14 protein-coding genes are annotated in these 13,740 nt (G+C 70.9%); 9 read left to right on the top strand and 5 right to left on the bottom strand.

What is annotated here, in order from left to right; all coding sequences use genetic code 11:
* Positions 1–5: 5 nt before the first annotated feature.
* Positions 6–2,612, top strand: coding sequence for an FHA domain-containing protein (locus ACF09E_RS26415; RefSeq protein ID WP_392207596.1), 2,607 nt, complete (start codon positions 6–8; stop codon positions 2,610–2,612).
* Between the two features lie 88 nt (positions 2,613–2,700).
* On the opposite strand, the gene ACF09E_RS26420 is transcribed toward ACF09E_RS26415, so the two are convergent.
* Positions 2,701–3,483, bottom strand: coding sequence for a transglycosylase SLT domain-containing protein (locus ACF09E_RS26420; RefSeq protein ID WP_361860635.1), 783 nt, complete (start codon positions 3,481–3,483; stop codon positions 2,701–2,703).
* 432 nt (positions 3,484–3,915) lie between these two features.
* On the opposite strand from ACF09E_RS26420, the gene ACF09E_RS26425 reads away from it, so the two are divergent.
* The 3 genes from ACF09E_RS26425 to ACF09E_RS26435 all read left to right on the top strand — a co-directional run bounded on the left by ACF09E_RS26425 (position 3,916) and on the right by ACF09E_RS26435 (position 6,094).
* A complete protein-coding gene (locus ACF09E_RS26425) occupies positions 3,916–5,061 on the top strand; it encodes a GAF domain-containing sensor histidine kinase (protein WP_392207598.1) in 1,146 nt (381 codons plus the stop codon).
* Positions 5,054–5,698 carry a response regulator transcription factor gene (locus ACF09E_RS26430; protein WP_361860629.1) on the top strand — a complete coding sequence of 215 codons (645 nt, stop codon included), beginning with the start codon at positions 5,054–5,056 and terminating at the stop codon, positions 5,696–5,698. The genes ACF09E_RS26425 and ACF09E_RS26430 overlap by 8 nt, the downstream gene beginning before the upstream one ends.
* A 153-nt stretch (positions 5,699–5,851) precedes the next feature.
* A complete protein-coding gene (locus ACF09E_RS26435; protein ID WP_361860627.1) occupies positions 5,852–6,094 on the top strand; it encodes a chaplin in 243 nt (80 codons plus the stop codon).
* Between the two features lie 210 nt (positions 6,095–6,304).
* On the opposite strand, the gene ACF09E_RS26440 is transcribed toward ACF09E_RS26435, so the two are convergent.
* Complete coding sequence (locus ACF09E_RS26440; protein WP_392207600.1) at positions 6,305–7,096, bottom strand: hypothetical protein; 792 nt, start codon at positions 7,094–7,096, stop codon at positions 6,305–6,307.
* Positions 7,097–7,248: 152 nt separating this feature from the next.
* On the opposite strand from ACF09E_RS26440, the gene ACF09E_RS26445 reads away from it, so the two are divergent.
* The 4 genes from ACF09E_RS26445 (at position 7,249) to ACF09E_RS26460 (ending at position 10,444) form a co-directional block, all read left to right on the top strand.
* A complete protein-coding gene (locus ACF09E_RS26445) occupies positions 7,249–8,046 on the top strand; it encodes an ABC transporter ATP-binding protein (RefSeq protein WP_361860748.1) in 798 nt (265 codons plus the stop codon).
* A gap of 74 nt (positions 8,047–8,120) precedes the next feature.
* Positions 8,121–8,546 (top strand): NfeD family protein, encoded by a 426-nt coding sequence (locus ACF09E_RS26450; RefSeq protein ID WP_392207602.1) that lies wholly within the window; start codon positions 8,121–8,123, stop codon positions 8,544–8,546.
* Positions 8,547–8,639: 93 nt separating this feature from the next.
* Positions 8,640–9,578 carry an SPFH domain-containing protein gene (locus ACF09E_RS26455; RefSeq protein ID WP_148004710.1) on the top strand — a complete coding sequence of 313 codons (939 nt, stop codon included), beginning with the start codon at positions 8,640–8,642 and terminating at the stop codon, positions 9,576–9,578.
* 92 nt (positions 9,579–9,670) lie between these two features.
* Positions 9,671–10,444: a sulfite exporter TauE/SafE family protein gene (locus ACF09E_RS26460; protein WP_392207604.1), complete on the top strand. Its 774-nt coding sequence runs from the start codon at positions 9,671–9,673 to the stop codon at positions 10,442–10,444.
* A 103-nt stretch (positions 10,445–10,547) separates the two neighbouring features.
* Here ACF09E_RS26460 and ACF09E_RS26465 read toward each other — a convergent pair whose 3' ends face one another.
* The 3 genes from ACF09E_RS26465 to ACF09E_RS26475 form a co-directional block, all read right to left on the bottom strand.
* A complete protein-coding gene (locus ACF09E_RS26465) occupies positions 10,548–11,054 on the bottom strand; it encodes an HNH endonuclease (RefSeq protein ID WP_361860736.1) in 507 nt (168 codons plus the stop codon).
* Between the two features lie 166 nt (positions 11,055–11,220).
* Positions 11,221–11,757, bottom strand: a complete 537-nt coding sequence (locus tag ACF09E_RS26470; protein WP_392207606.1) for a YbhB/YbcL family Raf kinase inhibitor-like protein — start codon at positions 11,755–11,757, stop codon at positions 11,221–11,223.
* Between the two features lie 52 nt (positions 11,758–11,809).
* Positions 11,810–12,592, bottom strand: a complete 783-nt coding sequence (locus ACF09E_RS26475; protein WP_361860730.1) for a sporulation protein — start codon at positions 12,590–12,592, stop codon at positions 11,810–11,812.
* An 88-nt stretch (positions 12,593–12,680) separates the two neighbouring features.
* On the opposite strand from ACF09E_RS26475, the gene ACF09E_RS26480 reads away from it, so the two are divergent.
* Positions 12,681–13,343 (top strand): DNA-3-methyladenine glycosylase, encoded by a 663-nt coding sequence (locus ACF09E_RS26480; RefSeq protein WP_392207608.1) that lies wholly within the window; start codon positions 12,681–12,683, stop codon positions 13,341–13,343.
* Positions 13,344–13,740: the final 397 nt, after the last annotated feature.

The following is a 13,740-nucleotide window of genomic DNA, read 5'->3' on the forward strand; positions in this document are numbered from 1 at the left end:
AAGTAGTGGGGCATGGAGTGCCAGAACTCGTACTGGAATTGAACGGAAGGACCTGGACGCTCGATCCGTCCAGGTCGTACACCCTGGGCCGCGACCCGCAGGGCGACCTGGTCATCGACGACGCCAGGGTCTCGTGGCGCCACGCCACCATCAGCTGGGGCGGCCGCAGTTGGGTCATCGAGGACCACGGCTCGACGAACGGCACCTTCCTGCAGGGGCAGCGCGTCCACCAGGTGGAGATCGGGCCCGGCTCGGCCCTCAACCTCGGCAACGCCACCGACGGCCCCCGGCTGAATCTCGCCGCCGCCCCGTCGCAGCGACAGGCCCCGCCGGTCCAGCAGGCTCCGGCCCACCAGGTCCCCGCCCACCAGGCGGCGGAGCAGGCCGCCCAGGCCGAGTGGATCACGCACCAGGCCCCGCCGCAGGCACAGCAGCACTGGCAGCAGCAGGGCCCGCAGCCCGGGCAGCCGCAGCCCGGGCAGCCGCAGGCCGCCCGGCAGCAGGTCCCGCCCCAGCAGGGCCACGGCGGCCCCGTCGAGCAGTTGGCGCAGAAGGTGCCCGGGCAGGGAGGCGGCGCCGCGGGGCCCTCGGCGGCCTACGCCGACCGCAGCCCCACCACGTTCCACCAGCTGGCCCTCGGCCACGTCATGCGCATCGGCCGTGCCCTCGAGAACGAGCTGGTCGTCTCCGACCTCCAGGTCTCGCGGCACCACGCCGAGTTCCACGCGACGCCCGACGGACGCTTCGAGATCCGCGACCTCGGTTCGCACAACGGCACGTACGTCAACGGCCAGCCGATCACCAAGGGCGGCTCCGCCCTCCTCGGCCCGCAGGACATCGTCGGCGTCGGCCACTCGACCTTCCGCCTCGTCGGCGGCCAGCTCGAGGAGTTCGTCGACACCGGCTCCGTCTCCTTCTCGGCCCGCCACCTCACGGTCACCGTCGACGGCGGCAAGCAGATCCTCAAGGACGTCTCCTTCGGCGTCCCCGAGAAGTCGCTGATCGGCGTCATCGGCCCCTCCGGCTCCGGAAAGTCCACGCTGCTCAAGGCGCTGACCGGCTACCGCCCGGCCAACGAGGGCGACGTCCTCTACGACAACCGGAGCCTGTACAAGCAGTTCGCCGAACTGCGCCAGCGCATCGGCCTGGTTCCGCAGGACGACATCCTGCACAAGGAGCTGACCGTCCAGAAGGCGCTGCGCTACGCGGCCAAGCTCCGCTTCCCCGGCGACACCGCTACGGCCGAGCGCGAGGCCCGGATCGGCGAGGTGCTCCGCGAGCTCAAGCTCGACATCCACAAGGAGAAGAAGGTCACCTCCCTCTCCGGTGGTCAGCGCAAGCGCGTGTCGGTCGCCCTGGAGCTCCTCACCAAGCCGTCGCTGATCTTCCTGGACGAGCCGACCTCCGGCCTCGACCCGGGCATGGACCGCGACGTCATGCAGCTGCTGCGCGGTCTGGCCGACGACGGCCGCACGGTCCTCGTCGTCACCCACTCGGTGGCCGAGCTGGGCCTCTGCGACAAGCTGCTCGTCATGGCCCCCGGCGGCTCGGTGGCCTACTTCGGCCCGCCGGACGAGGCGCTGAACTTCTTCGGCTACTCCACCTGGGCCGACGTCTTCTCCGCCTTCGAGAACTACCGCGACTACGACTGGGCCGGCCGCTGGAAGGGCTCGCAGCACTACCAGCTGTACGCCGCGGACATCGACGCCGTCGCCGCGCAGCCCGTCCAGATGCCGCAGCAGGCGATGTCCAGACCGCCGAAGCCGCAGGGCTGGGGCTCCCAGCTGTGGACCCTGATCCGCCGCTACGTCTCCGTCATCGCCTCCGACGTGGGCTTCATGGCCCTGATGGTGATCCTGCCGGCCGTCCTCGGCGCGGTGTCCGTGGTCATCCCCGCCGACTTCGGCCTCGGGAAGCCCACGCCCCCGTCCCGGTTCAACGGCGACGCCGGCACGATCATGCTGATCCTCGCGGTCGGCATGTGCTTCAGCGGCGCCGCCAACTCGGTCCGTGAGCTGATCAAGGAACGGGTGATCTACGAGCGGGAGCGCGCCGTCGGCCTGTCCCGCTCCGCGTACCTGATGTCCAAGGTCATCGTCCTCGGCGTGATCACGGCCCTCCAGGGTGTGATCATCTGCGCCATCGGCTTCTCGACCCGCGCGCTGCCCGAGGAGGGCCTGCTGATGCCGCCGGCCGTCGAGCTGTGCATCCAGGTCATCGGTCTCGGCCTGACCTCGATGATGGTCGGCCTGGTCATCTCCGCCCTGGTGAAGACCGCCGAGAAGACCATGCCGCTGCTCGTCATGTTCGCGATCGTCCAGGTCGTGTTCACCGGCATCCTCTTCCAGGTGTACGACTCGCCCGGCCTGGAGCAGTTCGCCTGGCTCATGCCCTCCCGCTGGGGCATCGCCGGCGCGGGCGCCACCCTGGACCTGGCCCACCTGATGCCGCCGTGGGACCAGAAGAACCCCGCGAACACCGACCCGCTGTGGGAGCACACGGTCGGACAGTGGAGCCTGAACCTCGGCATCCAGCTGTTCATGGCGGCCGTCTGCTGCGTCGCCGTGGCGCGCCTGCTGCGCCGCCACGAGCCCGAGGTCATGCGCAAGTGATCGGCTGAGCGACCGTACGCCTAAGGGCGGCACCCCCAGTGCGGGGGGTGCCGCCCTTAGGCGTACGACAGCGGGTGACCGGGTCCGGTCAGTACGCGCTGTTGACGTTGTCGATCGAGCCGTAGCGGTCGGCCGCGTAGTTGGCGGCGGCGACGAGGTTGGCGACCGGGTCGTACTGGTCGAACTTGGTGCCGGGGATGTGGTAGGCCTTGAAGGTCGGGTAGATGACCTGCAGCAGGCCCTTCGACGGGACGCCGTTGATGGCGTTGATGTCCCAGTTGTTGATGGCCCGCGGGTTGCCGCTGGACTCACGCATGATGTTCTTGTGCAGGCCGTTGTACGTGCCCGGGATGTTGTGCTTGTCCATGATGAACAGGGCCTCGCGGATCCAGCCGTCGAGGTTGTTCGCGAAGACGGGGGTACGGGCCACGGAACGGCTCGCGGCCGCCTTCGCCGCGGCGCGCTTCTTCGCGTCGGCCTTGGCCTTCGCGGCGGCCTTCGCCTTGGCGTCGGCCTTCGCCTTCGCGGCGGCCTTGGCCTGGGCGTCCGCCTTGGCCTTCGCGGCCGCGTCGGCCTTCGCCTTGGCGGCGGCCTTGGCCTTCGCCGCGGCCTCCTGCTGGGCCTTCAGACCGACGGTGGTCTGCTGCTCGGTGACGCTGGCCGCCAGGGCCTTCGCCTGGGGGCTGTTCTCGTTGTACGACCAGGCCACCTGCTGCGTACCGGAGAGAGCCTGGGGCTCGGTCTCGGTGGAGCCGTTGTGGGGCACCAGGGACAGGGTGAGCGCGGCGGCGCCCAGAGCGGCGACGCCGGCGATCGCGGCCTTGTGGGTCTTCTTCAGACCACGAGTGTGGCCAGGGGTGTTCGCAGACATGACGGACTACCTCTTCGCATCGCTGGGGGTCGTCGCACGGCCGGGGCGGCGCTGCGCCTTCATCGGCGGCGACGAGGGCAATTCTTAGCGGCCGCAAAATGCTGTGGCAAAGGTGTGACGTACGATCCCGGGTAGTGGATCAGGGGCCCGTGCACGAGCCACAGAAGCGCCCTTATGTCCGACTCACACCGCCCTGACCCGCCCTTTCGGGGTCCACTAGGGCGGTTCGTAAGTGACCTGGGTCCTATGCGCGGGCTCACATCGGGCACGTAACGAACTGACCAGGCGTTGCGTGAGCAATGCGCAGGGTGAGTCCCCTCCTCCGCAAGGAGGACGGAACCCGCGCGACCCTCCGACCTAGGTCTCCGGTCCCCCTCCTCCGCGGTCTCCGGACGGATACGGACCGTCACGGCCCGCCGGTACGGTGAGCACATGAGCCACCGACCGAGCTCCGGCCTGGCCGCCGTGAGCACCGCGCTCCTCGCGATGAGCCGCCGTCTGGAGGTCCGCGACGTCCTCAAGACGATCGTCGCCTCCGCCCGCGAGCTGCTCGACGCCGAGTACGCGGCCCTGGGCGTCCCCGACGACCACGGGGGCTTCGCCCAGTTCGTGGTCGACGGCGTCAGCGACGAGCAGTGGAAGGCGATCGGCCCGCTGCCCCGGCAGCACGGCATCCTCGCGGCGATGCTCCACAAGGCAGAGCCCGAGCGGCTCGCCGACGTCCGGGAGGACCCCCGCTTCGAGGGCTGGCCGGACGCCCACCCCGAGATGTCCGACTTCCTCGGCCTCCCCGTCAGGGACGGGGACGAGACCCTCGGCGCCCTCTTCCTCGCCAACAAGCGCTGCGCCAAGGAGACGGGGGGCTGCGGCTTCACGGCGGAGGACGAGGAGCTCCTGTCGATCCTGGCCCAGCACGCGGCCATCGCCCTCACCAACGCGCGCCTCTACGAGCGCAGCCGCGAGCTGACCATCGCCGAGGAGCGCTCCCGCCTGGCCCACGAGCTGCACGACGCCGTCAGCCAGAAGCTCTTCTCGCTCCGGCTGACCGCCCAGGCCGCCGCCGCGCTCGTGGACCGCGACCCCGCCCGCGCCAAGGGCGAGCTCCAGCAGGTGGCCGCGCTCGCCGCCGAGGCCGCCGACGAGCTCCGCGCCGCCGTCGTCGAGCTCCGCCCCGCCGCCCTCGACGAGGACGGCCTCGTCCACACCCTCCGCACCCACGTCCAGGTCCTGGACCGCGCCCACACCGCCCGGGTCACCTTCGAGAGCCCCGGCACCCGGGCGCTGCCCGCCGCACAGGAGGAGGCCGTGCTCCGGGTCGCCCAGGAGGCGCTGCACAACGCCCTGCGGCACGCGGACGCCGCCCGCGTCGCCGTCGCCCTCACCCGCGCGGGCCAGGGCGCCCGGCTCACCGTCACCGACGACGGCAAGGGCTTCGACCCGCGTACGGTCCGCAGTGCGGGGCGCCACCTCGGCCTGGTCTCCATGCGGGACCGGGCGGGCGGCGTCGGCGGATCGCTCACGGTGACCTCGGCCCCCGGCGAGGGCACCACGATCGAGATGGAGGTTCCCGGTGGCTGACGGACGGATCCGTGTCCTGCTGGTCGACGACCACCAGGTGGTCCGCAGGGGACTGCGCACCTTCCTGGAGGTGCAGGACGACATAGAGGTGGTGGGGGAGGCCTCAGACGGCGCCGAGGGCGTCGCCCGGGCCGAGGAGCTCCGCCCCGACGTGGTCCTCATGGACGTGAAGATGCCGGGGACCGACGGCATCGAGGCGCTGAAGCGGCTGCGCGCGCTCGACAACCCCGCCAGGGTGCTCGTCGTCACGAGCTTCACCGAGCAGCGGACGGTGGTGCCCGCGCTGCGCGCCGGCGCCTCCGGCTACGTCTACAAGGACATCGACCCCGAGGCGCTGGCCGGCGCGATCCGCTCCGTGCACGCCGGACACGTCCTGCTCCAGCCCGAGGTCGCGGGCGCCCTGCTCGCCCAGGACGACTCCCACGGGGGCACCGGGCGCGGCTCGACCCTCACGGAGCGCGAGCGCGAGGTCCTCGGCCTGATCGCGGACGGCCGGTCCAACCGGGAGATCGCCCGCGCGCTCGTGCTCTCCGAGAAGACGGTCAAGACACACGTCTCGAACATCCTCATGAAGCTCGACCTCGCGGACCGCACGCAGGCGGCCCTCTGGGCGGTCCGCCACGGCCTCAGCACCTGACGCGCCCCCTGATGCGCCGGGGCGCACGACCGTTCTGTCCTTCATACCGTCGTGTGGATGTCCCCCGTTCGGCGCAACCCGGCGGGGCGTGCCGCGTTCTCCATGGCGTGCTGCGGCTGACCGGCCGCAGCGACGACCAGGAGGATGTACCAAGTGAAGAACCTCAAGAAGGCCGCTGCCCTCACCATGGTCGCCGGCGGCATCGTCGCCGCCGGTGCCGGTGTCGCCTCCGCCCACGGCGCCGAGGCCACGGGACAGGCCCTCCACTCGCCGGGCGTCGCGTCCGGCAACCTGGTGCAGGTCCCGGTCCACGTCCCCGTGAACGTCTCCGGCAACACGGTCAACGTGATCGGCCTGCTCAACCCGGCCTTCGGCAACCACGCCCTCAACGGCTGACCGCCCGCACCGACGGACCGGCCCCCGGGGAATCCTCCGGGGGCCGGTTCGCGCGCTCACCGCGCGCGGGCCGACGCCGCCCGCCCCCGGCGCGCGGACAGACCCCGCCCGCCGAGTCGGGCCCGCAGAGGCAGGGGCCCGCCCACCGCTCCCACCGCCGCCGCGCCGCTCAGGCCCGCTCCCGCCGCCGCGCCGCGGCCACCGTCGCCGTTAGAACCCCCGCTCCCGCTCCCGCTCCTCGACATACGCGTTGTACGCGGCGACCTGGGCCCGCCGCGCCACCCGCTCCACCGGCCGCAGCGCCTCGCCCCGCGCCGCCATCTCCGAGGCGCTCACCGCGCCCCCGTGCCCGTGGTCGTACGCCAGGTCCACCAGCAGCCCCACCCGCTGCGCCAGCTCCAGTACCCGCACCGCACGCGCCGGGTAGCCGGGGGCCAGCACCTCCCGGCCCATCTCCGACCGGGCCCGGTACGCCTCGCGGGCCGCGTCCGCCGCCGGACCCGAGCCCGCCACGTCCAGCCGGGTCAGGACCGCCGTGGCGTCCCGCAGGGCCTCCGCGAGCTCCCGCTCGGCCTCGCCGAGCGACGGCACGTCCGCCGGAGGCGCCTCCCGCACCGCGAGGCAGCGCCAGACCACCTCCACGTGGACGTCGCCGACGGGCCCCGCCTCCGAGACCTCCGGCACCAGGCCGTACGGCGCGCCGTGACCCACCACCGCCTCCTCCGCCTCCAACGCGCGCGCGTTGAAGTCCGGCGGCCCGCTCAGCCCCAGCGGATGCCCCGGCGCGGGCAGCGCCACCCGCCACCCGGTCACCCCGAGCCGCCGCAGCCGGCCCAGCGCCAGCGTCAGCCCCACCGGCCGCGCCTCACCCGGCAGCCCCTCCACGCGGTGCACCGCGTCCTCCCCGACAATGGCCAGCGCCGCCTCGTCCGGCGACACCGCCCCGGCCAGCAGGGCGTTGCCCCAAGCGGCCAGGCGTCCTGAGCGTGGTTCCGAAAGCATTCCCCCATGCTAGGGGGAGCCCCGGGCGCACCGGGGGACTCCAAGGACGGCCTGGGGACCGGCCCGCTCCGTCGATAACGTAGGTTTTCCCCTGGACGCCGCGCCCACCGGCGCAAGGCGACGACTCGACCGCAAGGGGAGACAACGCGCTCATGAGCGATGTACTGGAGCTGGTGGACGTATCCGTGGTCCGCGACGGACGGGCTCTGGTGGACGAGGTCTCCTGGTCGGTCAAGGAGGGCGAGCGCTGGGTGATCCTCGGACCCAACGGCGCCGGCAAGACCACCCTTCTGAACATCGCCTCCAGCTACCTCTTCCCCACCAGGGGCACCGCCCGCATCCTTGGCGAGCAGCTCGGCGGCGTCGGCACCGACGTGTTCGAGCTCCGCCCCCGCATCGGCATGGCCGGCATCGCCATGGCGGAGAAGCTCCCCAAGCGCCAGACCGTCCTGCAGACCGTCCTCACCGCCGCGTACGGCATGACCGCCACCTGGAACGAGGACTACGACCCGGTCGACGAGCAGCGCGCCAAGGCCTTCCTCGACCGCCTCGGCATGAACGACTACCTCGACCGGAGGTTCGGCACACTCTCCGAGGGCGAGCGCAAGCGCACCCTGATCGCCCGCGCCATGATGACCGACCCCGAACTCCTCCTCCTCGACGAGCCCGCCGCCGGCCTCGACCTCGGCGGCCGCGAGGACCTGGTCCGCCGCCTCGGCCGCCTCGCCCGCGACCCGTACGCCCCCTCCATGATCATGGTCACCCACCACGTCGAGGAGATCGCGCCGGGCTTCACCCACGTCCTGATGATCCGTCAGGGCAAGGTCCTCGCGGCCGGCCCGGTCGAGATGGAGCTGACCTCGCGCAACCTCTCGCACTGCTTCGGCCTGCCGCTCGTCGTCGAACGCGTCGGCGACCGCTGGACCGCCCACGGACTGCCCCTCAAGTAGCCGACGCGGCGCCGACGTCCCGCACAGCCGTCCGCGCCCTGTCCCGGAGGACCCCACCGCCCTACCATGACCATGTGGACATCGACGCATGGGTGTGGTGGCTGATCGGCGCGGTGGGGCTCGGCATTCCGCTGGTGCTGACCGCGATGCCCGAATTCGGCATGTTCTCCGTCGGAGCGGTGGCGGGGGCGGTGACCGCGGCCCTCGGCTTCGGCGTCGTCCCCCAGGTACTCGTCTTCGTGGTCGTCTCGGTCGCGCTGATCGCGGTGGTCCGCCCGATCGCCGCCCGGCACCGCGGATCCCGGCACGCCTCCGGGGTCGACGCCCTGAAGGGGCGTCAGGCGGTCGTGCTGGAACGGGTCGACGCGTCCGGCGGCGGCCGCATCAAGCTCGCGGGGGAGATCTGGTCCGCCCGCGCGCTCGACTCCGACCAGACCTTCGAACCGGGCCGGCAGGTCGACGTCGTGGACATCGACGGGGCCACCGCCGTCGTCATGTGACCGAACCTCACCCATGACGCCCGGTCATCTGGGAAACTCGATCATCGAAAGCCACCCGGCAGTCAACCGGCAGCGAAGGGCACGGGGAACACGATGTCAGCAGTCATCATCGTCCTGATCATTCTGGTGGTGCTCGTCTTCATCGCCCTGATCAAGACGATCCAGGTCATCCCGCAGGCGAGCGCGGCGATCGTGGAGCGCTTCGGCCGCTACACCCGCACGCTCAACGCCGGACTGAACATCGTCGTCCCGTTCATCGACTCCATCCGCAACCGGATCGACCTCCGCGAGCAGGTCGTCCCGTTCCCGCCGCAGCCGGTGATCACCCAGGACAACCTCGTCGTCAACATCGACACGGTCATCTACTACCAGGTCACCGACGCGAGGGCCGCGACCTACGAGGTCGCCAGCTACATCCAGGCGATCGAGCAGCTCACCGTCACCACCCTCCGCAACATCATCGGCGGCATGGACCTGGAGCGGACCCTGACCTCCCGCGAGGAGATCAACGCGGCCCTCCGCGGCGTCCTCGACGAGGCCACCGGCAAGTGGGGCATCCGCGTCAACCGCGTCGAGCTCAAGGCGATCGAGCCGCCGACCTCCATCCAGGACTCGATGGAGAAGCAGATGCGCGCCGAGCGCGACAAGCGCGCCGCCATCCTCACCGCCGAGGGCACCCGCCAGTCCGCCATCCTCACCGCCGAGGGCGAGAAGCAGTCCGCGATCCTGCGCGCCGAGGGCGAGTCCAAGGCGGCCGCCCTCCGCGCCGAGGGCGAGGCCCAGGCCGTCCGCACGGTCTTCGAGGCCATCCACGCCGGCGACCCCGACCAGAAGCTGCTCTCCTACCAGTACCTCCAGATGCTCCCGAAGATCGCCGAGGGCGACGCCAACAAGCTCTGGATCGTGCCCAGCGAGATCGGCGACGCGCTCAAGGGCCTCTCGGGCGCCTTCGGCAACAAGGACGGCAGCGTCCCCGGCTTCAACACCAAGACGGTCGGGGCCCAGCGGCGTGACGAACCCCCGGTTGACTGACACGTACACGTAATCTTCGTGCATGATCGGTGCGAGCCCCTCGACCCCGACGACCTCAGGGCGGGGAGGCGACTCACTGACCATGTAAGGAGATGGCGTTGTCCATCTGGGAAGCCCTGGCAGTCTTCGCCGCCGGCATCGGCGCCGGCACCATCAACACCATCGTCGGATCGGGAACGCTCCTCACGTTCCCGGTCCTCCTCGCGACCGGACTCCCACCGATCACCGCGAACGTCTCCAACGCCCTGGGACTCGTCCCCGGCTCCATCAGCGGAGCCATCGGCTACCGCGCCGAACTCAAGGGCCAGAAGCACCGCGTCATCCGCCTCGGCGCCGCCGCCCTCGTCGGCGGCCTGATCGGCGCGATCCTGCTCCTCGCCCTGCCGTCCGACGCCTTCGACGCGATCGTCCCCGTCCTCATCGGCCTCGCGCTCGTCCTGGTCGTCCTCCAGCCCCGCATCGCCGCAGCCGTCAAGCGCCGCCGCGAGCAGACCGGCACCGAGGCCCACCCCGACGGAGGCCCCGCCCTCCTCGTCGGCCTCCTCCTCGCCAGCATGTACGGCGGGTACTTCGGCGCCGCCCAGGGCGTGCTCTACCTCTCCCTCATGGGGCTGCTGCTCCACGACACCCTGCAGCGGATCAACGCCGTCAAGAACATCCTCGGCGCCCTCGTCAACGGCGTCGCCGCCGTCTTCTTCCTCTTCGTCGCCGAGTTCGACTGGACGGCCGTCCTGCTCATCGCCGTCGGCTCCACCATCGGCGGCCAGATCGGCGCCAAGGTGGGCCGCAGGCTGCCCCCCACGGTCCTGCGCGGGGTGATCATCGCCGTCGGCGTCGTCGCCATCCTCCAACTGACACTCCGCTAGCCCGGACCGCCGGAGACGACGGAGGGCCCGCCTCCCCCTCACCAGGGGGAGGCGGGCCCTCCGCACGAAGCTCACACCCGAGCGCCACGCCCCCAGGGCCGCGTCACGCGGCGGCCTTCGCGAGCCACTCCGGAAGCTCCGCCCGCTCGCTCGCCCGCATCGCCAGCAGCATCGCGTCCGCGGGGGTCGGCTCGAACGGCTGGAACAGCAGCGGCATCCCCGCCTGCTCCGGCGTCCGCGCCGCCTTGCGGTGGTTGTCCTCGGCACAGGAGGCGACCGTGTTCAGCCAGGTGTCCCCACCGCCCTGGGCACGCGGCACCACGTGGTCGACCGTCGTCGCCCGCCGTCCGCAGTACGCGCACCGGTGCTGGTCCCGCACCAGCACCCCCCTCCTCGACCACGGTGCCTGTCTTCGGAACGGCACCCGTACGTACCGGCAGAGCCTGATCACCCGCGGCACCGGGAGGTCGACGGCCGCACCGCGGACCCGGAGATCGGGATGGGCGTGCTCGACGACGGCCTTGTCCGTCAGGACAAGCACCACCGCACGGTTGAGAGAGACCGTCGACAGCGGCTCGAAGCTCGCGTTGAGTACCAGCGTGTCCCGCATTGTGCCCACCTCCCGTGTGCAGGCCCGGCCCCGGACGGGGCGGTGAAGCCTGGATCAACGATGGCCGGGCCGGCCGGGGTCGGACAACGCAATATTTCCCGCGCAACAAAAGATGCCCGCTTCTGATCTCTCCAAGACCAGAAGCGGGCAAACAACAAACGAACGATCAGCCCGTCGCGGGAGCCGTGTACTCACCGACCAGCTGGGCGCGCCCCAGCGTGTGGAAACGCAGGTTGAACCCCACCACCGCCGGCGAGACCTCACCGTCCGGACCGAGCTTCTCGCTGTCCACCGCGTACACCGTGAACACGTACCGGTGCTCCTCACCCGCCGGGGGAGCGGCACCGCCGAAGTCCTTCGAGCCGTAGTCGTTCCGGACGTGCACGACCCCGTCCGGCAGCCCCGCGAACGAACCCGAACCGGCACCGGCGGGCAGCTCGGTCACCGACGCCGGGATGTCGAACAGCACCCAGTGCCAGAACCCGCTGCCCGTCGGGGCGTCCGGATCGAAGCAGGTCACGGCGAAGCTCTTCGTCTCCGCCGGGAACCCCTCCCAGCGCAGGTGCGGCGAGGTGTTCCCCTCCGCGTACACCTGGTCGTCCTTCAGGACCCCGCCCGGCGCGATGTCGTCGCTCACCACGGTGAACGCCGCCACCGGCGGATGGAAGTCATGGGGGAGCGGCGCCCTCTTGCCCTCGGACACGTCGAAACCTCCGTATCGCGCGTACTGCCTCAGCAGCCTTTCGTGGCCGAGCCTAGAGCCAGTTGCGACGGCCGCCGACCTCGGCGAGCCACTGGTTCAGGTACGCCGCCCAGTCGGTGGCGTGGAAGTCGTGCAGACCCACCTTGAACGCACGGAACGAGTCGCTGCCCTCACCGAACAGACCCGGCTTCTTGTCCATCTCCAGGACGACGTCCATCTCGCGGTCGTCCGCGACGAAGCTGACCTCGACCTGGTTCAGCCCCCGGTACTGCTGCGGCGCGAAGAACTCGATCTCCTGGTAGAAGGGCAGCTTCTGCCGCGTGCCGCGGATGTGCCCGCGCTCCATGTCCGCGCTCTTGAAGCGGAAGCCCAGCTGGAGGAAGGCGTCGAGGATCGCCTGCTGCGCCGGCAGCGGGTGCACGTTGACCGGGTCGAGGTCACCGGAGTCCACGGCGCGGGCGATCTCCAGCTCGGTCGTCACACCGATGTTCATCCCCCGGAGCTGCTGACCCGAGACGGCCGTCACCGGGGTCTCCCACGGGATCTCCAGACCGAACGGCACCACGTGCACCGCGCCGGCCTTCACCTCGAAGGCACCGCCCAGCCGGACCTTGACGAACTCGATGTCCTGCTTGTGCTCCTGGTCGCCGCCCTCGACCTCGACCCGCGCCTGCAGGCCGACCGAGAGGCCCTCGATCTGCTGGTCGACGCTGCCGCCCTGGATGCGGACCTCACCCTGGACGACACCGCCCGGAACCACGTTCTCCTCGGTGAGCACCGTCTCCACGGTCGCCCCGCCGGCACCCAGGCTCGCGAGCAGCTTCTTGAATCCCATGACCTTCACTCCTTCTCAGTCCTGACCCCTACATACGCGCGACGACCGTAGTCGGTTCCCCGCCGGACCCCCACTACGCTCGTGCGCCATGAGCGAGAGTCCCGACCGTACGCCGCTCCCGCGGGCCTTCTTCGACCGCCCGGTCCTGGACGTCGCCCCCGACCTCCTCGGCCGCGTCCTCGTCCGCAGCTCTCCCGAGGGCCCGATGGAACTGCGCCTCACGGAGGTGGAGGCGTACGCCGGGGAGATCGACCCCGGCTCGCACGCCTTCCGCGGCCGCACGGCGCGCAACGCCGTCATGTTCGGCCCGCCCGGACACGCGTACGTCTACTTCACCTACGGCATGTGGCACTGCCTGAACCTGGTCTGCGGCCCCGCGGGACGGGCCGGCGGGGTACTGCTGCGCGCGGGCGAGATCCTGGAGGGCGCCGACCGCGCCCGTCCCCGCCGCCGCTCCGCCCGGTCCGACCACGAGCTGGCCAAGGGCCCCGCCCGCCTGGCCACGGCCCTCGACGTCGGGCTGTCCCTCAACGGCACCGACGCCTGCGCCGGTCCGGACGCCCCCCTCTCCCTCCTGACGGGCAGGCCGCCCGCCCCCGGACTCGTGCGGAGCGGCCCCCGTACGGGAGTCGGCGGCGAGGGCGCCCCGCACCCCTGGCGCTTCTGGATCGACGGCGACCCGACGGTCAGTCCCTATCGCCCCCACACGCCCCGGAAACGTCGGCTTGACTCGGATCGCCCGACCGCCTAATGTAGCCCGAGCAGCTGGTTACGGGCCTGCTTGTTCAAGCACCCCGCAGCGGCCACCCACTACTCTCGATGATTCCCCAGCAGGGGCTTATTTCGGCATGCCGGAATTCGAATTCGATTGACTCGATTATGAGTCGCCGAGGAAATCAGCTAACGTAGTGGACACGCCGAAAGGCAAAGGCAGCCAACAGGCCACCGGAAACAAACTCCGAACCGGAAACGGAACGGAAAAGGATCTGGTAAGGTTGGAAACACGAAGGGAAAGCCCGGAGGAAAGCCCGAGAGGGTGAGTACGAAGGAAGTGTCCGTTCCTTGAGAACTCAACAGCGTGCCAAAAATCAACGCCAGATTAGTTGATACCCCGTCCATCTTAGGATGGCGAGGTTCCTTTGAAAGTC

This window comes from Streptomyces sp. NPDC014891 (assembly GCF_043081085.1).
In the GTDB taxonomy this organism is placed as follows: Bacteria; Actinomycetota; Actinomycetes; order Streptomycetales; family Streptomycetaceae; genus Streptomyces.